The sequence below is a fragment of the Gaetbulibacter sp. NE genome (assembly GCF_025548475.1).
Classification (GTDB): domain Bacteria; phylum Bacteroidota; class Bacteroidia; order Flavobacteriales; family Flavobacteriaceae; genus Gaetbulibacter_B; species Gaetbulibacter_B jejuensis.
Window position 1 is genome coordinate 88,189 of the sequence record NZ_JAOQHY010000009.1, and the last position, 22,665, is coordinate 110,853.

General features: G+C 32.8%; 22 protein-coding genes. 14 read left to right on the top strand and 8 right to left on the bottom strand.

Translation table 11 applies throughout. The features are described from left to right. Positions 1 to 8 precede the first annotated feature (8 nt). On the bottom strand, positions 9 to 377 hold the full coding sequence (locus OD803_RS11420) for a hypothetical protein (RefSeq protein ID WP_262733506.1): 369 nt from the start codon (positions 375 to 377) through the stop codon (positions 9 to 11). Positions 378 to 500: 123 nt separating this feature from the next. Between OD803_RS11420 and OD803_RS11425 the strand changes: the two genes are divergently transcribed. From OD803_RS11425 to OD803_RS11440, 4 genes are read left to right on the top strand one after another with little or no spacing between them, the layout of a single operon-like run. Further along, positions 501 to 1,973 (top strand): sensor histidine kinase, encoded by a 1,473-nt coding sequence (locus OD803_RS11425; protein WP_262733507.1) that lies wholly within the window; start codon positions 501 to 503, stop codon positions 1,971 to 1,973. After that, positions 1,966 to 2,646, top strand: coding sequence for a response regulator transcription factor (locus OD803_RS11430; RefSeq protein WP_262733508.1), 681 nt, complete (start codon positions 1,966 to 1,968; stop codon positions 2,644 to 2,646). The genes OD803_RS11425 and OD803_RS11430 overlap by 8 nt, the downstream gene beginning before the upstream one ends. Positions 2,647 to 2,679: 33 nt before the next feature. Beyond that, positions 2,680 to 3,459, top strand: a complete 780-nt coding sequence (locus tag OD803_RS11435; protein WP_262733509.1) for a hypothetical protein — start codon at positions 2,680 to 2,682, stop codon at positions 3,457 to 3,459. Between the two features lie 2 nt (positions 3,460 to 3,461). Next, positions 3,462 to 4,076: a deoxynucleoside kinase gene (locus OD803_RS11440; protein ID WP_129761130.1), complete on the top strand. Its 615-nt coding sequence runs from the start codon at positions 3,462 to 3,464 to the stop codon at positions 4,074 to 4,076. A gap of 68 nt (positions 4,077 to 4,144) precedes the next feature. Here OD803_RS11440 and OD803_RS11445 read toward each other — a convergent pair whose 3' ends face one another. Beyond that, positions 4,145 to 6,562 (bottom strand): sodium-translocating pyrophosphatase, encoded by a 2,418-nt coding sequence (locus OD803_RS11445; RefSeq protein WP_262733510.1) that lies wholly within the window; start codon positions 6,560 to 6,562, stop codon positions 4,145 to 4,147. Positions 6,563 to 6,677: 115 nt separating this feature from the next. Then, positions 6,678 to 7,205 (bottom strand): inorganic diphosphatase, encoded by a 528-nt coding sequence (locus OD803_RS11450; protein ID WP_129761132.1) that lies wholly within the window; start codon positions 7,203 to 7,205, stop codon positions 6,678 to 6,680. Between the two features lie 174 nt (positions 7,206 to 7,379). Between OD803_RS11450 and OD803_RS11455 the strand changes: the two genes are divergently transcribed. Further along, entirely contained in the window at positions 7,380 to 8,081 is a 702-nt protein-coding gene (locus tag OD803_RS11455; protein ID WP_262733511.1) for a hypothetical protein, read from the top strand. Between the two features lie 45 nt (positions 8,082 to 8,126). Here OD803_RS11455 and OD803_RS11460 read toward each other — a convergent pair whose 3' ends face one another. Then, entirely contained in the window at positions 8,127 to 10,625 is a 2,499-nt protein-coding gene (locus tag OD803_RS11460; protein ID WP_262733512.1) for a DUF5686 and carboxypeptidase regulatory-like domain-containing protein, read from the bottom strand. Positions 10,626 to 10,686: 61 nt separating this feature from the next. After that, complete coding sequence (locus OD803_RS11465; protein WP_129761135.1) at positions 10,687 to 11,664, bottom strand: pyruvate dehydrogenase complex E1 component subunit beta; 978 nt, start codon at positions 11,662 to 11,664, stop codon at positions 10,687 to 10,689. Between the two features lie 303 nt (positions 11,665 to 11,967). Between OD803_RS11465 and OD803_RS11470 the strand changes: the two genes are divergently transcribed. From OD803_RS11470 to OD803_RS11495, 6 genes are all read left to right on the top strand, one after another. Further along, positions 11,968 to 12,714, top strand: coding sequence for an electron transfer flavoprotein subunit beta/FixA family protein (locus OD803_RS11470; protein ID WP_134200813.1), 747 nt, complete (start codon positions 11,968 to 11,970; stop codon positions 12,712 to 12,714). Positions 12,715 to 12,735: 21 nt separating this feature from the next. Continuing rightward, positions 12,736 to 13,695 (top strand): electron transfer flavoprotein subunit alpha/FixB family protein, encoded by a 960-nt coding sequence (locus tag OD803_RS11475; protein ID WP_262733513.1) that lies wholly within the window; start codon positions 12,736 to 12,738, stop codon positions 13,693 to 13,695. 118 nt (positions 13,696 to 13,813) lie between these two features. Continuing rightward, positions 13,814 to 14,422 (top strand): bifunctional nuclease family protein, encoded by a 609-nt coding sequence (locus tag OD803_RS11480; RefSeq protein ID WP_129761138.1) that lies wholly within the window; start codon positions 13,814 to 13,816, stop codon positions 14,420 to 14,422. Between the two features lie 15 nt (positions 14,423 to 14,437). After that, entirely contained in the window at positions 14,438 to 15,967 is a 1,530-nt protein-coding gene (locus tag OD803_RS11485) for a NupC/NupG family nucleoside CNT transporter (protein WP_262733514.1), read from the top strand. 207 nt (positions 15,968 to 16,174) lie between these two features. Further along, positions 16,175 to 16,999, top strand: a complete 825-nt coding sequence (locus tag OD803_RS11490) for a thymidylate synthase (protein ID WP_129761139.1) — start codon at positions 16,175 to 16,177, stop codon at positions 16,997 to 16,999. 2 nt (positions 17,000 to 17,001) lie between these two features. After that, positions 17,002 to 17,454, top strand: coding sequence for an energy transducer TonB (locus OD803_RS11495; protein WP_262733515.1), 453 nt, complete (start codon positions 17,002 to 17,004; stop codon positions 17,452 to 17,454). A 65-nt stretch (positions 17,455 to 17,519) separates the two neighbouring features. On the opposite strand, the gene OD803_RS11500 is transcribed toward OD803_RS11495, so the two are convergent. After that, entirely contained in the window at positions 17,520 to 17,819 is a 300-nt protein-coding gene (locus OD803_RS11500) for an isoamylase early set domain-containing protein (RefSeq protein ID WP_129761141.1), read from the bottom strand. A gap of 360 nt (positions 17,820 to 18,179) precedes the next feature. Here OD803_RS11500 and OD803_RS11505 point away from each other — a divergent pair, with 360 nt between their 5' ends. The 3 genes from OD803_RS11505 (at position 18,180) to lspA (ending at position 20,579) form a co-directional block, all read left to right on the top strand. Then, on the top strand, positions 18,180 to 19,103 hold the full coding sequence (locus OD803_RS11505; RefSeq protein ID WP_129761142.1) for a dihydrofolate reductase: 924 nt from the start codon (positions 18,180 to 18,182) through the stop codon (positions 19,101 to 19,103). An 81-nt stretch (positions 19,104 to 19,184) separates the two neighbouring features. Beyond that, on the top strand, positions 19,185 to 20,078 hold the full coding sequence (gene fabD / locus OD803_RS11510) for an ACP S-malonyltransferase (protein WP_129761143.1): 894 nt from the start codon (positions 19,185 to 19,187) through the stop codon (positions 20,076 to 20,078). A gap of 3 nt (positions 20,079 to 20,081) precedes the next feature. Continuing rightward, positions 20,082 to 20,579, top strand: a complete 498-nt coding sequence (lspA, locus tag OD803_RS11515; RefSeq protein ID WP_129761144.1) for a signal peptidase II — start codon at positions 20,082 to 20,084, stop codon at positions 20,577 to 20,579. 32 nt (positions 20,580 to 20,611) lie between these two features. On the opposite strand, the gene OD803_RS11520 is transcribed toward lspA, so the two are convergent. Together OD803_RS11520 and OD803_RS11525 are read right to left on the bottom strand one after the other, a co-directional pair. Then, on the bottom strand, positions 20,612 to 20,803 hold the full coding sequence (locus OD803_RS11520) for a hypothetical protein (protein WP_129761145.1): 192 nt from the start codon (positions 20,801 to 20,803) through the stop codon (positions 20,612 to 20,614). 547 nt (positions 20,804 to 21,350) lie between these two features. Continuing rightward, the gene (locus OD803_RS11525) at positions 21,351 to 22,598 is read right to left on the bottom strand and encodes a helix-turn-helix domain-containing protein (protein WP_262733516.1); all 1,248 of its coding nucleotides are present in this window, start codon (positions 22,596 to 22,598) and stop codon (positions 21,351 to 21,353) included. Between the last annotated feature and the right edge of the window lie 67 nt (positions 22,599 to 22,665).

The following is a 22,665-nucleotide window of genomic DNA, read 5'->3' on the forward strand; positions in this document are numbered from 1 at the left end:
GGTCTTATTTATTGATTGTTATAATAGTCTGTTACTATTTTTTTTATAGTATTGATGTTGTTATAAAATGCTTCTTTCTCTCCTGCTTTTCCAGTGATTTTATAAGTTGCAGAAGCTTCTTTTCCATTAGACATTGGCTTACCTTTACATTTTATCTCAAATGAAATGTTTTCATCAGGACTCATGTCGTCAACGATACTTTTTATATCATTAAGATTAAATGTGCTTTCCAACTCTTTAACAGAATCGATAGTTATTGACACTTCAATACTTTGAATTGTTGTTGCTAAAGTTTCATCTGCATTTTGTAGTTCCTTTATTTGACTAAAAGATGTAAATGCAATTAAAAAAGTAATCGTGGTAATTAGTGTTTTCATTTATGTTCGTTTTTTGATTAATACTCTACAAACTTAAACCAACCCAAATGAGTATTAAGTTAACCAGTGTTAACGTGTGTTAACCGATTAGTTTTTATCTACTTTAACATTTACTTTTGACCTATGAATAATTCTAGATACCGAATAATATTATACTTCATAGTTACCGTAATACTCAGTACTATTGCGATACAAGTGTATTGGAATTATAAAAACTATTTAGCCAACAAGCAACAGCTTATTAAAGATGTTCAGGTAAGTTTAGATAAAGCTGTTGATGATTACTATGTTAACCTTGCTGAACAAACCACCATTGGATTTGCTTTTGAAGGCAATGACAAGGACGACTTTTTTGCCGAAGACCATAAGTTTGACTCCATTTTAAAGCAAATTGATATTACCCAAAAAAAGTTTAAAAACCTTGATAGCCTTAATCTTGAAACTACTGATGGTATTTCTATCTACAGAGGTGCTAATGTAGATTCGATTTTAAATGCAAAATGGGATCACAAAAAACTGAACTCTATTGACATAAAAAAAGACTCTATAAAAGTAAAAGGGTTTGAATTACTAACGTCTAAAGTAGTTATTTCAATTTCAAATGACACGCTTGATGTTAAAAAAATTGACAGTTTAATAACTACTGACTTATCTCAAAAAAACATCGCTATTGATTACACACTTGATTTTAATAGAGACAAAACAAAGAAGGCAAAAGACACAATAACCGATTCAAAAAACATTTTAAACGTTGATTCAAAATCTACATTATTACCTAAAGGAAGCTCTCTAAATTTAAGTTTTGAAAACCAAACAAAGCTTATTTTAAAACGCATTTTTAGTGGTATTTTAATTTCCACATTGTTAATTCTGGCAGTGATAAGCTGCTTGTTTTATTTACTTAAAATAATCAAGCACCAAAAACAATTAGCTGAAGTAAAAAATGACCTCATTAGCAACATTACACACGAATTCAAAACACCTATTGCCACCATTGGTGTTGCACTTGAAAGCATTCAAAACTTTAATGTTATTGAAGATAAAGCTAAAACAAAAACGTATTTAGATTTATCAAACACGCAGCTTTCAAAATTGAACACTATGGTTGAAAAGTTACTAGAAACCGCTACACTTGATAGTGAAAATCTTGAGCTCAACAAAGACACTTATAACATCTCGGAAATTTTGACCACGAGTATTGAAAAACATCAACTTAACAGTGACAAAACCATAACTTTCAATATACCTGAAAACATTTCGGCAAAAGTAGATGTGTTCCATTTTGAAAATGCCATCAATAACATTATTGACAATGCTATAAAATATGGTGGAGATGCGATTTTAATTTCGCTCGAACAAAATCATTTTGCGTTTACCATTACTATTTCTGACAATGGAAACACGTTAACTAAAGCTAATAAAGACAAGATTTTTGAGAAATTTTACCGAGTTCCTAAAGGCAACACTCATGATGTTAAAGGCTTTGGAATTGGACTGTATTACACCAAGAAAATTGCAGAAAAACACAACGGAACTATCACTGTTGATTTAAAAAATAACATTACCTCATTTAAAATAACATTACCAAATGCCTAAAACCACCATTTTATTAGCCGAAGATGAGCCAGCACTTGGTCAAATTATTAAGGAAAGTCTTGAAACCAGAGACTTTAATGTTATTTTGTGTGATAATGGCGAAAATGCATTTGAAAAATACCAATCTGAAACTCCAGAAATTTTAGTCTTGGACGTTATGATGCCCAAAAAAGATGGATTTACATTAGCTAAAGACATTAGAGCAATTGATGATACAATTCCTATTATTTTTTTAACTGCCAAATCGCAAACACAAGATGTTGTTGAGGGTTTTACCATAGGCGGAAATGATTACCTAAAAAAACCGTTTAGCATGGAAGAGCTTATTGTAAGAATTAACAATTTGCTTAACAGAACACAAGTTCAAAAAACTTCAGAAGTATTAAAAATTGGAGATTATACGTTTGATTTCCCAAAGCAAACACTTCAATTTAACGCTGAAGAAAAATTACAACTCACACATAGAGAAGCGCATTTACTATTTCATTTAATTAAAAACAAAAACCAGGTTTTAGACAGGTCAATCATCTTGAATAAACTTTGGGGAAATGACGATTTTTTCTCTGCAAGAAGCATGGATGTTTTTATCACTAAACTTCGAAAAAAACTATCTAAAGACGACACTATCCAAATCATAAACGTAAGAGGCTTTGGGTATAAATTAATTTGTTAAAAGTGGTTTGATTTTTGTACTTTTCAATTCACAATGAAACAGATTAGCTACATTTTTTTATTTTTTATATATTCTGGTTATGCTCAAGATAGTATACAGATAAAGCTTATAAATAGCTTAAAACTTGAAAAGGAAACGATTATTAGTATTGACGATTTTGAAACGCTTTACCATATTAAAAACAATACGTTTTATAAAACTTCAAATAATAAATCAATAAACTACAGCAATGTTCAATTAGGAAACATTACTTCTGCTAATGCTTTTAATCCATTAAAAATTAATCTGTTTTACAAGAGTTTCAATACAGTGGTTATTCTTGATAATCGTTTAGCCGAAATTTTCAAAATAGATTTTAATATGATGCAACCTTATAAAAATGTATCACATATTACTACTGGTTTTGACAATTCGCTTTGGGTTTTTAATCAAGATTTACAACAACTTGAACTTTATGACTATAAAATGAACAAGGTTAAGGTAAGATCGCTTCCTGTACAATCTAATGTACTCGATCTAAAAAGCAACTACAACTATTGCTGGATGCTTACCGAAAAGTACTTGTACAAGTACAATTATTTAGGAAGTCTTATTTCTAAAATGGAAAATAAAGGCTTCACTGAAATGGCTTTAAATAATGAAAATGTGGTTTTAAAAACTGATAATCAACTCTACTTTTTAGCAAGTAATAGTCAAGATGTTGTACCAATTCAAAGGTCAAAATTGTTAATAAATCAGTTTTTATTGGCCAATGAAACCTTGTATATTTACGACAGCAAAATCCTAAGTAAATTCCAACTAAAAATTAAATAAACATGCATGTTGCAGTAGCAGGAAACATTGGTGCAGGTAAAACAACTCTCACCAAATTATTAGCCAAACATTTTAACTGGGAACCACAATTAGAAGACGTAGTAGACAATCCGTATTTAGATGATTTTTACAACCAGATGGAGCGTTGGAGTTTTAACCTGCAGGTTTATTTTTTAAATTCCAGATTTAGACAAGTATTACAAATTCGCCAAAGCGGAAAAGACATTATACAGGACAGAACCATTTATGAAGATGCTCATATTTTTGCGCCTAACCTTCATGCTATGGGATTGATGACCAATAGAGATTTTGAGAACTATCGTTCACTTTTTGATTTAATGGAATCTCTTGTTCAAGGTCCTGATTTGTTAATTTACCTTAGAAGCACTATCCCAAACTTAGTATCACAAATTCATAAACGTGGACGCGATTATGAAAACTCAATCAGTATTGATTATTTAAGTAGATTAAATGAGCGCTACGAAGCTTGGATACATGGTTACGACAAAGGAAAACTACTTATCATTGATGTAGATAACCTAGACTTTGTTGCTAACCCTGAAGACCTTGGTTTTATAATTAATAAAATAGATGCCGAAATAAACGGTTTATTTTAAAGAATAAAAGACAAACAAAAAAGCCACATCAAATTGATGTGGCTTTTTTGTAGTATAACTTTTGAAAACTAGCTTTGTTTTTCAATTTCTTCAGTAACTGTTTTCTTAATTTTAACCTCAACATCATCAACAGTCTTATCATTGTTCATTGCTTCTACTTTAGCTTCAACTTCTTCAAGAGTACCTTCAATAATTTTTTCTTCAGTAGTGGTTTCTCCATTAACAGTTGTTGTTTTAGTTAAAACAGCTACAGCAGTTCCTGTGGTTCCTTCATCATTAATTTCAACGGTAATTTCTTTAGTAATATCATCGTTACCTGCTAAACCAGTTTCAGCAGTATGACCACCTAAAATTGGAGCAATAACCAATCCTACTAAACATGTTAGCTTAATTAAAATATTCATTGATGGTCCTGATGTATCTTTAAAAGGATCTCCAACAGTATCACCAGTTACAGCAGCTTTATGCGCATCACTTCCTTTATAAGTCATTTCACCATTAATTTCAACTCCAGCTTCAAACGATTTTTTAGCGTTATCCCAAGCTCCTCCAGCATTGTTTTGGAAGATTGCCCACATTACACCACTTACACATACTCCTGCCATATAACCTCCTAATGGTTCAGCTCCAAAAATTAAACCAATTAGTATAGGAGTAATAATGGTAATTAAACCTGGTAAAATCATTTCTTTTAATGCTGCTTGTGTAGAAATATCAACACACTTTGCATACTCAGGAGTTCCTGTTCCTTCCATAATTCCTGGAATTTCTTTAAACTGACGACGCACTTCATGCACCATTTCCATTGCAGCTTTTCCTACTGATTGCATTGCTAAAGCTGAGAAGATTACAGGAATCATTCCTCCAACAAATAACATTGCCAATACATCAGCTTTAAAGATGTTTATTCCATCAATTCCTGTAAACGTTACATACGCAGCAAATAATGCTAATGCAGTTAATGCAGCAGAAGCAATAGCAAATCCTTTACCAACAGCTGCAGTTGTATTTCCTACTGAGTCTAAAATATCTGTACGCTCACGCACTTCAGGATCTAGTTCGCTCATTTCAGCAACACCACCTGCGTTATCTGCAATTGGTCCAAAAGCATCAATAGCTAACTGCATAGCTGTAGTAGCCATCATAGCAGATGCTGCTAAAGCAACACCATAAAATCCTGCTAATTCATACGATCCATAAATTGCAGCTGCAAATAAAATTACTGATGCAAATGTAGATTTCATCCCTACAGCTAAACCAGCAATAATGTTTGTTGCTGCTCCTGTTGAACTGTTTTGTACTATATCTAAAACTGGCTTTTTACCTAATGATGTAAAATAAGCTGTAACTACCGAAATTAATGCTCCAACAGCTAATCCTATACATGCTGACCAAAATACATTCATTGATGATACGTCTACATAACCTTCACCAAAGAACTTCATGCTCATAGTTTCAGGTAACATATATTTAATTAAACCAAAACTAGCTGCTAAAGTTATAATGATAGCTACCCAGTTTCCTGTGTCTAATGCTTTTTGAACTTGAGCTTCTTTAGCATTATTACCAGAAATTTTCACTAAAAACGTTCCTATAATTGAAGCTAAAATACCTACACCTGCAATAACAATTGGCAACAAGATTGGTCCCATATTATTAAAGTCGTCAGTAAAAGGTGTATTTACTGACATGTCTTTAATTAAGTAATTACCCAATACCATAGCAGCTAATACTGTTGCTACATAACTACCAAACAAATCGGCTCCCATACCAGCTACATCACCAACGTTATCTCCTACGTTATCTGCAATAGTTGCAGGATTACGAGGGTCATCTTCAGGAATACCAGCTTCAACTTTACCAACTAAATCTGCACCAACATCAGCTGCTTTAGTGTAAATTCCACCACCTACACGTGCAAATAGTGCAATAGATTCGGCTCCTAATGAAAAACCTGCTAATGCCTCTAGAGCAATAGTCATTTCGTCATAAAAAGAAGCTTCGCCAACAATAAACATTTTCATAAAAACAAAAAACAGTAAACTAAGTCCTAGTACTGCTAAACCAGCAACACCTAGTCCCATTACTGTTCCACCACCAAACGACACTTTAAGCGCTTGTGGTAAGCTTGTTTTTGCAGCTTCGGCAGTACGTGCGTTGGCTTCGGTTGCAACTCGCATACCAATGTTTCCTGCAAGAGCTGAAAAAATAGCTCCTATAATAAAAGCTACTATTATAATCCAATGTGTAGTATCAACAAAGTAAGATATTGCTCCAAGAGCTACAGATGCAATAACAACAAATATTGCTAACAATCTGTATTCGGCATTTAAAAAGGCTAGTGCACCTTCTTTAATTGATTTTGAAATGCCTTGCATTCTTTCGTTTCCAGGTGCTTGTTTTTTAACCCAAGACATCTTTACGAACATGAACAGTAATCCTACAATTGCCAATATCATTGGCACAAAAATCATATTTGATTCCATATTTTATTAATTTGATTAGTTTGTATCTTAACAAATGTAACAAAATGGATTAATATTAAAAAGCCCTTACACTTCTGCAGTGTAAGGGCTCTAAATTGCTATGTTACAAGCTATTTTATATTGTAAAGTTACCGTTTGCTTTGTGCTCACTGCTTTCGTAGCGCTCCACACATTTGTTAAGGATTTCGTATGCTTCTTTAGCATTTCCCCAACCACCTACGTCAACTTTCTTTTCTTCTAAGTCTTTGTAAACCTGAAAAAAGTGTTCAATTTCTTTAATTCTATGTGGGTTTAAATCTTCAATATCGTTGTATTTATTCCAGATTGGGTCAGAAATTGGCACACATATTAATTTTTCATCTGGTCCTTTTTCATCTGTCATGTGAAACACACCTATTGGTTTTACTTCCATAACACACATTGGAAATGTTGGCTCTGTTCCTAATACTAAAACGTCTAGAGGATCTTGATCTAAAGCTAAAGTTTCAGGAATAAACCCATAATCTCCAGGATACATCATTGATGAAAACAACATACGATCAAATCTAATTTTTTTTAGTTCAAAATCGTATTCGTATTTATTTCTACTTCCTTTAGGGATTTCTATTAGTACATCAAAGGTCAATTTTCCTGCTGCTGTCATATTTTATATTTGTTTTTCGGGCTGCAAATATAATGTAATGTTTGAGTTATGGCAATTAATTACCCTTGACTTTATCAAAAAAATAACCGTAATTTAACAGTGGATATGAATTATTTGGATTAATCCATATCTTATAATTGTGCACAAGCTAAAAGAACGACACCAAGAAACTAAATGACGACAGAAAAACGATATGAGATTTTAAATGGACTTCCACCATACGGACCGATGTACATTCCAATTTCGGCTGACGAAGAACCATTTTACTCGGAAGGATATGTCGTAAAATTCAAGAAGTCAGACGGAGAAGAATGGGTCGCCAATTTCAGACCAGGTTGGACTAACTATTACAACATCTTCGACTTTCCAGAACATAACATTTTTGTCGTATTCGCAGGTGGACAAGGATACATTATGAGTCCTGACGAACAGATACCCAAAATAACTTTCGGACTGACAATCAAAGACGTTATCCAAAAGGAAGACGGAAGCCTGATTTGTTCAGACGACATTCACATTTTGGTGCTCGACAATCAAACAGGTGAAATTTGGAAAAGCGACCGAATTTCTTGGGACGGTATCAAAGACTTAAAACTCGTTGACAACAAAATAAGTGGACAAACTTATGACCCGACAAATTCCAACCAACCTTGGTCTGACTTCGAACTCGACCTTGTAACGAAGGAAATAAAAGGCGGTTCATTTCAAGAATTCCTCGACAACAACAAACATCTTGAAGTCCAAGAGAATGGAATGCTAAAAGAAAAAAATGAAAAAAGCCAGTGCACAACAAAGCCTATAAGCAAGCGGGCGAACAGTGCTAAACGAAATGATAATACTTTTAAAAAACTATGGTCTCGGCTGACAGGTAAGTAGCTTTTAAAGCCCACCTGCTCATAGCCAAACCGTTAAACGAACCTCCTAAAAATAAAACCCAAAACTTCCTGTAACACCAAACTTTCGTGCGTCAGGTGTATCGAGATAATTCCCTCTAAAATTGAAGTCTATACGTAGTATTTTAAAAATATTACCTACTCCAACACTGTATTCGTAATACACCTCATCACTTGGTGCGTTGTAGATTAAACCTGAAGCATTAAGGTTACGGTTTTCTTGTGAAATTTCTCCCCAAACTCCACGTATGCCAACAATAGCTCTTAGGTTATACTTTTTAAGAAATGGTATACGCGAAAATAATCGACCGTTAAAATTATGCTCTAAATGCAATGACGAATAGGTATCAGTTACAAACTCATAAAAATCTAACTGCGAAAAGGTGTTGTAAATAGAAAAATACGATTGGTTACCAGGAACTACACTTAACAACCCAAGCGGAACTTCGCCAAAGGTTTTACCTGCTTCGATAGTTGTGGTTAAGCGACCAAAACCACCAACTTGCCATGGTTGTATGTATGAAAACTGCAATTTGGTATAGTCAAAATCGCTACCAAAAACAGTACGATCTCCTTTGCTTAATTGAGCAAACAAGCTTGCATAATTATCATTAGCATTTCTGCGTTCTACACCAAAACCTGTCATTTTTCGTTTTGGAAAATATGATACCGAAAGCGTGCTTTCGTATTGTCTTATTTCAGATGAAATTCCTGTAGGAGATTCTTCATCAAAATAATCGAGACTAAAAGTTTCTGAAGCCGACTCTAAAGTTCTATAGTTAGCTCCTAGCCTAAACACAAGGTTTTTTACTGGCTCAATTTCCAGTGAAAGCGTAGTTAAATTAATACTAGAAAGTTTATCGTTAGGACTTGTACCAACCACAGCTGATGAGGCAAAACTACGTCCTAAAACATCGGTTGAATTGGTTAAACTCGCTCCTATTTGCTCTACATCTCTTCGGTTTCCACCAGAGAGAATAATACGATTCTTTTTATCTACCAACCATTTTCCTGAGATACCGTATTTAAACTTATCGTCTCTAAAACCGTAAGCCAAAAACCCTTCGAGCCTCCAAAGGTCGTTTGGTCCAAAATAGGTACGTCCTCCTGTTCTTACCCTTACACCTTCTACTTCATTATATCCAAACGTTGAAAAGATAGGTCCATAATCAAAATTAATACTCGGAAACTCAATGTAACCTGAAGCTAACACGCTACCAATATTGTAAAGTCGTTTAAACTTTTTTACGGTTTTTAAAGTGTCTAACATTTTGTAAACACCTTTTTCGTCTTTGTTGAGCGACTCTAGTCGGTTTTCTTCCCAAAAGGAATCATCACGATTGTAAACGTCTTCATTGTAGTTGTAAACCTCTTCGCTATAAAACTTTTCGTTTTTTGGTTTATCAAACTCGTAATTATCATACAAGGTGGTACGCTTACCGTAAATTCCACGAGATTTTTCTTTTTTGTTCAGCGCAAAATCTGACATAAAATAATCGCGCTTTATCAAAAACAACGAGTCGTTAAGGACTTCAAACTCTTGTTCTATATAAATTTCTTTTACCCAGTTTATGTTAGCACTTTTAGAGGCTTGCAGATTAATTTCTTTGATAGCATAGGTAGTATCTGCAACCCAAAAATCACCTTTAAAAGTAAGTTCGTTTTTTCTACGTGGATAGTAAATAATGTTGTAACACCATTTGTTATCAATAAACGAACTATCAGAAAGCACGTAGTTGTAGGTATTTATTCCTGTTTTAGAAATTGGGCTTACAAAGCTTTTATCAAAAAACTTAAGGTAGTTGTCGTAAATGTTATAATCGGAATACAGGTCGTCTACAAAATCGATAATCACCTGATTGTTGCTAAAACCAGAATTTTTATTTCCTTTTAAGTCTTCTTTCTCCTTGTCTAGCACATTATCGCCATATACTCTACTTACGGCTTCATTAATAAATATTGGCAAGTAGGTTTTTCCTGTTACTCTTGAGGTATCTACTTCTTCAAAAACAAACTCCATACCTCTAAACAGCTTGCTTTTTATAAGTGCACTATCAATAGTGTTTAAGTCAAACTCAACCTTTTCGTATTTATCGTACTCGTATTGCTTAAACTGATTGAGTCCGTTTTTACGTTTGTGTTCCCATATTTTCTTTAAAATGGCAATGGCAGGATTTTCTTCGGCTTTTTTAGATTGCTTTCCTGTAACAATTACAACCTCATCAAGTGCATCGGCTTCTTCTTTTAAAACCAAATTGAGCTCGTAGTTTACTCTTTTGGCAAGTGGCAACTCTAAAGTTTCGTAACCTAAAAAAGAAACGATGAGAGCATCCCAAGTAGTTTCAGATTCAAGATAAAATTTACCATTTTCGTTAGTGATTGTACCTTCGGTAGATCCTTTAAAAAGCACATTGGCGAAAGCAACTGGATCGTTGTTTTCGTCTACTACATGACCGCTAACTTTGGTCTGTGCCAATACGTTAGCAATTCCTAAGCAAAAAAATAGGGCTATTAATTTTATCTTCATAAGCAAAAAACTTCATCAACAATACTGCCAATGAAGTTTATATAACGCAAAAAAATGCGATTTATTTATACATTACCTTTTTTACTGCTTTTATTACATCGTTACTGTTAGGTAACCATTCTTCCAGAAGTACTGGAGAGTAAGGAGCAGGTGTATCGGCTGTGTTAATTTTTACAATTGGAGCATCTAAATAATCAAACGCTTCAGACTGTACTAAATATGTAATTTCAGTAGACACATTACCAAAAGGCCATGCTTCTTCAAGAATTACTAGTCTGTTTGTTTTCTTTACAGAAGTTATAATTGCTGCTCTATCCATTGGACGTACAGTACGTAAATCGATAATTTCACAAGAAATTCCTTCTTTTTCTAATTCATCAGCAGCTTTGTAAGCTTCTTTGATGATTTTCCCGAAAGAAACGATAGTAACATCAGTTCCTTCGCGTTTAATATCTGCAACTCCTAACGGAATTAAATATTCGCCTTCAGGAACTTCGCCTTTATCACCATACATTTGCTCACTTTCCATAAAAATTACTGGATCGTCATCGCGAATAGCAGATTTTAATAATCCTTTTGCATCATAAGGGTTTGAAGGCACAACAACTTTTAAACCTGGTGTGTTTGCAAACCAGCTTTCAAAAGCTTGAGAGTGTGTTGCAGCTAGCTGTCCTGCAGAAGCTGTAGGTCCACGAAATACAATTGGACACTTAAATTGTCCACCTGACATTTGTCTGATTTTTGCTGCGTTGTTTATAATTTGGTCAATACCAACTAAAGAGAAATTGAATGTCATATACTCTACAATTGGTCTATTACCAGTCATTGTTGAGCCTACTGCAATTCCTGCAAAACCAAGCTCAGCAATTGGTGTGTCAATAACACGTTTAGGACCAAACTCGTCCAACATACCTTTTGATGCTTTATATGCACCATTATATTCAGCAACTTCTTCACCCATTAAGTAAATGCTTTCATCACGACGCATTTCTTCGCTCATGGCTTCACAAACTGCTTCTCTAAATTGAATAGTTTTCATGTATTATCTCTTTAAATCGGAAAGCAAAAATAGGAATATTTCATAAAAAATACACCTTATAATAATACATTGTTTCTTATTGGGTCTTCATTTTTAAATTGATGCTATTTTAAAACACTCAAATCGTATTTTGTTTTAAAGAATTCTTAAAATTTGTACATCTTTTTTCAAAATTTCATCAATCGATCTTGAAATTATCTTTAAAAAGAAAAAAATATTATGCATGCATAGTAAATATTCAAATTAAAATAATTAACTTCGTAACCTCAAAAATTTTTTAGTGTAAAACATAATAATAACGATATGAAAATATTAGTATGTATTAGTCATGTACCTGATACGACTTCAAAAATTAATTTTACGGATGGCGACACAAAATTTGACACAAATGGTGTACAATTCGTAATCAATCCTAATGACGAATTTGGATTAACTCGTGCTATGTGGTTTAAAGAAAAACAAGGTGCTAGCGTAGATGTTGTAAATGTTGGTGGTCCTGAAACTGAGCCTACACTTCGTAAGGCTTTAGCTATTGGAGCAGATACAGCTATAAGAGTTAACACTGAAGCTACAGACGGTTTTGCAGTCGCAAAGCAATTGGCAAATGTTGTAAAAAATGGTGGTTACGATTTAGTAATTGCTGGTCGTGAATCTATTGATTACAATGGAGGCATGGTTCCAGGAATGTTAGCTGGATTAACTAGCGCAAATTTTGTAAACAACTGTATTAGCCTTGAGGTTGATGGAACTTCGGCAAAAGCAGTAAGAGAAATTGATGGAGGAAAAGAAACTGTGTCTACAACTTTACCATTAGTAATTGGTGGTCAAAAAGGACTTGTTGAAGAAAGTGACTTACGTATTCCTAATATGAGAGGTATTATGATGGCTCGTAAAAAACCTCTTAACGTTGTAGAACCTGTTGATGCATCAGCTGAAACAGCTTCAGTTAAGTTTGAAAAACCAGCTCCAAAAGGTGCTGTTACTTTAGTAGATGCAGATAATGTTGGTGAATTAGTAAACCTACTTCACAACGAAGCAAAAGTCATTTAATTAACGTACAAAAAAGAAAAGATGTCAGTTTTAGTATATACAGAATCAGAACAAGGAAAATTTAAAAAAGTAGCGTTTGAGGTTGCTTCTTATGCAAAAGCTGTTGCAGACCAAATGGGAACAACAGTAACTGCAGTTACTATAAATGCCGATGACACATCAGCTTTAGGAAACTATGGTGTTGACAAAGTATTAAAAGTTAACGATGCTAATTTAGATAAATTTAATGCCAATGCCTATGCAAGCATTATAAAACAAGCTACAGAAAAAGAAGATGCCAAAGTTGTTATTGTAAGCTCAAGTGCAGACAGCAAGTATTTAGCACCTCTTTTAGCAGTAGATTTAAATGCAGGTTTTGCATCAAACGTGGTTGAAGCACCTTCTAGCACGTCGCCATTTACAGTAAAACGTACTGCGTTTACAAACAAAGCATTTAACATGACTACAATTAACTCTGATGTTAAATTAGTAGCAGTTTCAAAAAATGCTTTCGGATTAAAAGAAAATACTGCAAGTGCAGCTGCTGAAGATTTTTCAGCTTCAATTCCAGAAATAAAAGTACAAGTTGATGCTGTAGATAAAGTTACAGGTCAAGTTACTATTGCAGATGCTGAAGTTGTAGTATCTGGTGGACGTGGATTAAAAGGTCCAGAAAACTGGGGAATGATAGAAGAATTAGCAGATGTTCTTGGTGCTGCTACAGCATGCTCTAAACCTGTAAGTGATTTAGGTTGGAGACCACACAGTGAGCACGTAGGACAAACAGGAAAACCAGTAGCATCAAACTTATATATTGCAGTTGGAATTTCTGGAGCTATTCAGCATTTAGCAGGTATCAACGCATCAAAAGTAAAAGTAGTTATCAACACAGATCCTGAAGCACCTTTCTTTAAAGCTGCTGATTACGGAATTGTGGGTGACGCCTTTGAAGTTGTACCTAAACTAATAGAGAAATTAAAGGAATTTAAAGCTCAGCAATAAATAATTTTTTATAAATTGTATTGTTAAAGGACTGTTTGAATTTGGTCTAAATCTCCAAATCTGTTAATTTCAGTTTGGTAAAGTCCTAATTTAAACAGTTCTTTGTGTTTTTAAATTTATGAGCTTAGTTCGTCTTAACATAAAGGGCATATCGTACAGCCAAACTCAAAATGGCGCTTACGCTTTGATTTTAAACGAAGTAGATGGTGACCGAAAACTTCCAATAGTTATTGGTGCTTTTGAAGCACAATCAATTGCCATTGCTTTAGAAAAAGAAATACGACCTCCTAGACCCTTAACACACGACCTTTTTAAAAATTTTGCTGACCGATTTGATATTGTTGTTAAACAAGTTATCATCCACAAATTGGTAGATGGTGTGTTTTATTCAAGTTTAATTTGTGAACGTGATAAAATAGAGGAAATAATTGATGCAAGAACCAGTGATGCCATCGCTTTAGCTTTGCGTTTTAACGCTCCTATTTTTACTTACAAAAATATTTTAGACAAAGCAGGTATTTACTTAAAAGTAAATCCTAAAAAAGACGAAGAAGAAGATAGTATCTTAATGGATGAATTAGTTGCTGAAGAAATTGAAGCTAGCGTTCATGAAAGCTACAAAGATAAATCTATTGAAGAATTACATTCACTTTTAGACGAAGCTGTAAATAATGAAGATTATGAAAAAGCAGCAAATATTCGTGACGAAATCTCAAAACGAGAGTAATACCTATTTTAAATTATGAGAAAGCAGTTTTTGTTTTTTGTTGCCCTATTTTTTCTTTTTACAACCCTAACCGTATCACAAAATCCAGAAACAACTACTCAATTAGATACTATTGAACAAGTTACAGAAATTGTAACAGACTCTATAAATTCAATTAATGAAATTACTGAAGTAGTAGATACTGAAAATACTGTTACTACAACTGAAGACGCTACACCTGAAAGCACAATTATTCCTAGTCAAGGGTTTTCTTTCACTAGTCTTTGGAGAGGTGTATTAGGTATGATAAGTTTGGTTTTTATTGCTTTTTTATTCAGTAGTAATAAAAAAGCTATTAACTGGAGAATCGTTTGTATTGGTCTAGCTTTTCAACTACTAATTGCTGTTGGAGTATTAAAAGTGGAATTTGTCCAAACTATTTTTGACTTTATTGGAAAAATATTTGTTCAAATATTAGATTTCACAAGAGCAGGAAGTAAGTTTCTATTTGAAGGCTTAGTGGTTGATATGGATACCTTTGGGTTTATTTTTGCGTTCCAAGTACTACCAACAATTATTTTCTTTTCGGCACTTACATCGGTTTTATTTTACTTAGGAATTATTCAAAAAGTTGTTAAGGCTATGGCTTGGTTACTTTCAAAAGCCTTAAGAATTTCAGGAGCTGAAAGTTTAAGTGTTGCTGGAAATATCTTTTTAGGACAAACCGAAGCACCTTTATTAATTAAAGCCTACTTAGAAAAAATGAACAAGTCCGAAATGCTACTTGTCATGATTGGTGGTATGGCTACCGTTGCTGGAGCTGTACTTGCAGCTTACATTGGTTTTCTTGGTGGTGATGATCCTGAATTAAGACTATTTTACGCAAAACACCTTTTAGCGGCATCAGTAATGGCTGCTCCAGGAGCTATTGTTATTTCAAAAATACTCTACCCACAAACTGAAGAGGTAAATACAGATGTTTCTGTATCTCAAGATAAAATTGGTTCAAATATACTAGACGCTATTGCTAATGGAACTACCGAAGGTTTAAAACTTGCCGTTAATGTTGGCGCTATGCTTTTGGTGTTTGTAGCGTTTATAGCTATGATTAACTATGGATTTGGAAAAATAGGATATTTTACTGGTTTAAACTCTTGGATTGTTGAAAATACTAGATATGAGAGTTTATCATTAGAGTTTATCTTGGGCTATATTTTCTCTCCTTTAATGTGGTTAATTGGTGTTGCCAAAGAAGACATGGCACTTATGGGACAGTTGCTAGGTATTAAATTAGCTGCAAGTGAATTTGTTGGATACATTCAATTAGCAGACCTTAAAAACGCAGGAAACTCAATTCATTTAACATACGAAAAATCAATAATCATGGCAACTTACATGCTATGTGGTTTTGCTAATTTTGCATCTATTGGTATTCAAATTGGAGGTATTGGTTCTTTAGCTCCAGGACAGCGTAAAACCTTATCTAAATTTGGGATGAAAGCTTTAATTGGAGGTACAATTGCATCATTGATTTCAGCAACTATTGCTGGTATGATTATAGGTTAAACAATTTCTGCAAAAGCAGAAATCTTTTAATAAGCATCGAATCGAAGTGTACAAACAAGTGCTTTATCTTCGTTAATAACTTTTTCATATCTATCGTTTATCAAATATAAAAACAGCATTTCTTTTTTATTAATTTCGTATGCACTGAAATTTCTTCAGCAAATGTCTAACTTAAAAAACAGATTCCTGCTTTCGCAGGAATAGATTATGAAGCAGTATTTAGATTTAGTAAAACACGTTTTAGAACACGGAAACGAAAAAGGAGATAGAACAGGAACAGGAACAAAAAGTGTTTTTGGTTATCAAATGCGTTTTGATTTAAGTGAAGGTTTCCCAATGGTAACAACAAAAAAACTACATCTTAAGTCAATAATTCATGAGTTACTGTGGTTTTTAAAAGGTGATACAAACATTAACTATTTAACCGAAAATGGCGTTCGTATTTGGAACGAATGGGCTGACGAAAATGGAGACTTAGGACCTGTTTACGGTCATCAATGGCGCAATTGGAATAGTGACGAAATTGACCAAATAAAGGAAGTGGTTGAAACACTTAAAACCAACCCAAATAGCCGAAGAATGTTAGTTTCAGCTTGGAATCCTTCAGTGCTACCTGACACTTCTAAAAGCTTTAGTGAAAATGTTGCAAACGGTAAAGCTGCATTACCTCCTTGCCATGCGTTTTTTCAATTTTACGTAGCAAACGGAAAGCTATCTTGTCAACTTTATCAACGTAGTGCTGACATATTTTTAGGCGTTCCTTTCAATATTGCGTCTTATGCATTGTTTACCATGATGATGGCTCAAGTGTGTGGTTATGAAGCTGGAGAATTTATACACACTTTTGGTGATGCTCATATTTACAGCAACCACTACGAGCAACTAGAATTGCAACTTTCTAGAGACCCAAGACCATTACCAAAAATGATTTTGAATCCTGAAGTAAAGGATATTTTTAGCTTTACTTTTGACGATTTCACTTTAGTGGATTATAATCCACACCCACATATTAAAGGTGCTGTTGCTGTATAAACATGCTTAAAACACTAGTCTTTTTTACTTGCTTTTTATTTCTTACTAGTCTAAGCAATGCTCAAGATTCAATCACTAAACCTGAGAGCGAAAACGAATCTGAAATTATAGTGCTTGATGAAATTCCTATTTATCCTGGTTGTGAGCGAAAACGAAGTAATAAAAAACTAAAAAAATGCATGTCAGATAAAATTTCAAAATTCATCACTAAAAACTACAATCTTGATGTATTTAAAAGCCTTGACCTGCCAGCAAGTGATTATACCGTTTATATTATTTTCAAATTAAATAAAGAAGGGGAAATTATAGAAGCTAAAGCAAGAGGTCCTCACCCAAAACTTGAAAAAGAGGCTGTAAGGGTTATTAATGGTTTACCAAAAATGACTCCTGGTAAAATTAAAGGGAAACCTGTTATTATTCCTTATTCAATACCTGTTTATCTTAGTAATAGATAAAACTATACAAAACAAAAAAAGCTTTCAATTTTTGAAAGCTTTTCTTCTAATCTGTTTTTTCAAAATTATAAATTTAAAACGCTGTTTTCAGCTCCTGCATAGTCATTCCATGCATAGGCATCTGCAGCTTCGTCGTTGGTATATGTACCATCTACAATATATCTAAATTCATAAGAGTTGTCTTTTTCTAAATCTACAGTACCTTTAAAAGTCCCGTTCTTTAACTTTTTAAGCTGAAAATCTTTTTTCTCTTTCCACTCGTTAAAGGTTCCTACTACTGTTACTTTTTTAGCTTCTTCAGCAGGTACAGAAAAAGTGACTTTACATACTGGTTTGCTTTTTAAGTATTGTTTTTTAATAGCCATAATTAAATGTATTTAATTCTATTTCAAAGCTATAAAAGAAAATCCTAGCTACAAACAATTCTTTGCATTTGAGACACGATTTATCATTTCGTTAAAAATGAGTTCATTTTAATTTAAAGTAAGAAAAAAAACATGCTCTTTTTTGGCAGATACTCAACATTGCTATCGATTGATTTTCAGAGTGTTTACCACTACAACGTTTGCACTTTCAAATAACTCAATCACCTGCACTTATGTTACAACGATTTCGTGACTTTTTACATCAATTAAACTCTATTATTTTAAAAAAACAGACCTATAAAATCTTAAAAACTATATTATAAAAAAGACGTAAATTTACCTTTCAATTATTTCATGATTATGTTCGGAAAGAAAAAACAAAAACCTCAAATAGATAAAGAACAATTGGAGCTTATACAAAACGCTCAAAAACGCATTAAACAAAAAAAGCGCTTATATGCTCACTTTGTTGTGTTTTTAATTGGAGCTGTGTTTTTAATTGTTGCAAATACTGTTTTAGGTATTGGAAAAGACACTACCTTTTTTGGTATAGACTGGTTTGTATACGCAATACTTATTTGGTTGTTTCTTTTTATATATCATCTTTTTAATGTGTTTGTAACCCAAAAATTTATGGGAACAGCTTGGGAACAACAGCAATTGGACAAACTGGTTGCTAAACAACAAGAGCGTATTGAACAACTAAAACAAGGTTTTTTGAAAGAAGAAACACATATGGCAAAAACCCAAGCATATAATGAAGTTCAAAAACTTAAAAAAAGCAACAAGGCTAGTCAACTTACCATAATTGTTGCTGCAGGTGAAGATAATGCTATTGGTAAAGACAATGACCTTATTTGGCATTTAAGCAACGACCTTAAACGTTTTAAAAGTTTAACCTCTGGTCATCATATTATAATGGGTCGTAAGACTTTTGAAAGTTTTCCTAAACCGCTTCCTAACAGAACACATATTGTAATTACAAGACAAGACAACTACAAAGTGCCAGACGGAGTAATTGTAGTTAATTCTTTAGAAGACGCTATTGATGCTGCTAAAAGTGACACACAACCGTTTATAATTGGTGGCGGAGAAATTTACAAACAATCCATTAATCTTGTTGATAAAATTGAACTTACAAGAGTACATGAGACTTTTGAAAGTGCTGATACATTTTTTCCAGAAATAGATACTACCACTTGGAAAGAAATAGATAGAGAACGCCATGAAAAAGATGAAAAGCACAATCATGCGTTTTCTTTTATAACCTATGTAAGACAGTAAAAAAGTATACCTATCTCAAAAATTAATGCTAATATCTTTTAAAGATATTATTCCTATTTTTGCAACATAAAACTTTAATACATGAAAGCATACATTTTTCCTGGTCAAGGTGCCCAATTTACTGGAATGGGATTAGACTTATATGAAAATTCACCTCTTGCTCAAGAACTTTTTGAACAAGCCAATGATATTCTAGGATTCTCTATAACTGATATAATGTTTGAAGGTTCTGCAGAAGACCTTAAAGAAACAAAAGTTACTCAACCTGCAATATTTTTACACTCAGTAATTTTAGCTAAAACCTTAGGTGATAGTTTTAAACCTGATATGGTTGCAGGACACTCTTTAGGAGAGTTTTCGGCCTTGGTAGCAAATGGCACTTTAACTTTTAAAGATGGTTTAAAACTGGTATCGCAACGTGCTTTGGCAATGCAAAAAGCTTGCGAATTACAACCAAGCACAATGGCTGCAGTATTAGGATTGGATGATGATGTAGTTGAAAAAGTATGTGCAATGACCGAAGGTGTTGTAGTTGCTGCTAATTATAACTGTCCAGGACAATTAGTAATCTCTGGAGAAGTTGAGGCTATTAACAAAGCTTGTGAAACTTTAAAAGAAGAAGGAGCTCGTCGTGCATTAGTACTGCCTGTAGGTGGAGCATTTCACTCACCTTTAATGGAACCAGCAAGAGAAGAACTTGCTGCTGCTATTGAAAATACAATGTTTGGAAAACCAAACTGCCCAATATACCAAAACGTTACAGCAAGTGCAGTAATTGATGAAGCTGCCATTAAAACCAATTTAATCTCTCAATTAACAGCTCCTGTAAGATGGACACAATCGGTACAACAAATGATTACTGATGGTGCAACCTTATTTACTGAAGTTGGACCTGGAAAAGTATTACAAGGTTTAGTTAAAAAAATAAATAGAGAAGCTGAAACGGTTTCAGCAACTTTTGAGACTAACTCATAACTTATGAAACTATCTAGAAATTTAGCTATAATACTACTTATTGTAGTAAACATTGCTGTAGATCAAATATCTAAATTGATAGTTGATAGTAAAATGAATTTAGGTGAAACCATTGAAGTTTTTGGTAACACTTTTATTCTTCAATATGTAAAAAACTCAGGCGCCTTTTTAGGAATGGGTAGCGAACTAAACGACACATTACGTATTATACTTTTAATACTATTACCCGTTTTAGTATTAAGCTATCTTGTTTTTTATATTTTCAAAAACAAACATTTAGATAAATTAGCAATTATTGGTCTAAGTTGTATTGCTGGAGGTGGAATTGCTAATATTTTTGACCGTATTGCTTATGGTAAAGTAATAGATTTTCTTCATTTAGATTTTGGTGGAGTATTTAGAACCGGAATCTTCAATCTTGCCGATGTATCAGTTACATCTGGGATGATATTATTACTTTTGGGAAGTTTTTTTACTAAGAAAAAAACAACAGTAGAATAAAAAAGTAAAAGCCTCTATTAAGAGGCTTTTTTTTATTTAGCTAAAATACAGTCTTCGCAATCTTTTACTTCACCATAGTATGTCTCTCTATATTTGTGAAGGGTTTTAAACGGAATACTTAAAAATTGCTTTTTAATATACGTTACATTTGTTTGTAATAAACCCATTTTTGGAGTGAATCGTGCTTCGGGTTTTGTCTGTCTTTTTATACTTATCAATTTCATTTTATTCATTTATCATTCAAGGCAAAGAAAGGCATCTTATATCCCAATTCAAAATAATTGAGGTTAAATCATTGTTAATCAATTTATTAAATACGAATATGATAATTTAATGCGTATATCGTTATGATATTTGTAGGAAAAACCAGCATCTATTGAAAATTCAAAAAATACTGGTCTTTCATAAAAAGCCTCAAGGAAATTACTTAATCTTTCAGATTTTACCTAAAACTTGTATTGAGTTAGACATGCTCAATAAAAGAACTTAACTCATTCCTAACTAACAGAAGTCAGGGTTAAGTTGATACTTTTTCCTTGAGACGTTGATAACTATATTACTATTGAAATAATTAAAAATACAACTGCAAAAAGGTAGGTGATAAATATTTTTAAAGGCTAATTCAAATCTATTTTTTTCACAATATGAATACAAAGCTTAATGAAACTATAGGATTTAGTTTTAGTTTGATGCAGACAAACTACCTTTGCAATTGCATCATAAATGAAGCTATTTTGTCGTTAAAAAAAGGTAAAGCCTATAATAGTTTACTCATTTTTCATTTACTGATTTCAAAAACTGTGAAGGTGTTAGAGAAGTTTCTTTCTTGAATGCTTTATTAAATGTAACCTTATTATTATAACCAACAGCATAAGCAACATCAATAATTTGAGTATTCTTATCGCTTAGCTTAAGCATTTGGATAGCTTCTTCAACTCTAAATTTATTAACTAGCTCAAAAAAGTTCATATTAAAATGCTCATTTATAATCTGAGATGTATTATGGCGAGATGTTTCGAGTTTCTCAGAAAGGCTTTCTAGGTTTAGACTGTTATCCATAAATATTTTATGATCTACCATAAGCGTAATCAAATTTTGCTTCAATTCATTGGACAACGATTTTGTTAATCCTGATTTTTGATACTTTGAAAAAAACTCAGTATTCTTTAAAATTATTTCTTTACTAAATACTTTAGGTTGCACTTGAGCCATATAGGAAATATAAAGCACCATTAAAGCCATAGCTACCACTACAATTTGATAAATAAAACTATATGCATTAAAAAACAGGCCACTAATTGATATACCATATATAAAATAAGACACTACAAAAAGTACATGCATTCTATACACTCCCTTCTTCCAAAAAACGATTGCTTCTAAATTCTTGTATAGTTTAGACTTTGTACTCTTTAAATGATTTTTACTTATCAAAAATCCGTAGATAATTAACGACACTAACTTTGGGATAAAAACTATATAAAAAAACGAACTTTCAGTGTAAACACTACTTGTCCCTAATTGTATTTTCATTTTTTCTTCTAAAGGCAAACTATACAATGGGAATAAGAAGAAAAGTAATACCACTGTAGGTAAGAGGTGTAAAGCATCTAATGCTTTAAACTTATGTTGATTATTAATTCTTTTAAAGTAAAAGTACAATAATGGACCATAAAGTAAAGCTACAGAAGCAGACATTAAATAAGTATGTGCATATTTAAGCTGATAATTGGTATTATAAAGCACAAAATCCAATATAAAAAAAGCATGTACAAGAATAAAACCACTCATTAAACTTGTACTAACTCTATCAGTATTCTTTGTAAAATTGAGGATTATGGCAACATAAAAACCAATAAGTGCAACGTAGAAATATAAAAAGTCTAAAACTCCATACTTTAAATTATAGGAGTCACTTAATTGTGCAACATCAATAGCAGTCATTGAAAAACAATTGGTTATAAACAAAGTAAAACCAATAGATAAAAGCAACCTTTTTATTTTTAAATGAAATTTCATTAGATTGAATTAGCCTTTTTAAAGTTATTCAATTTAATAATGAAATGCTCTTAAAAAATTGTTAATA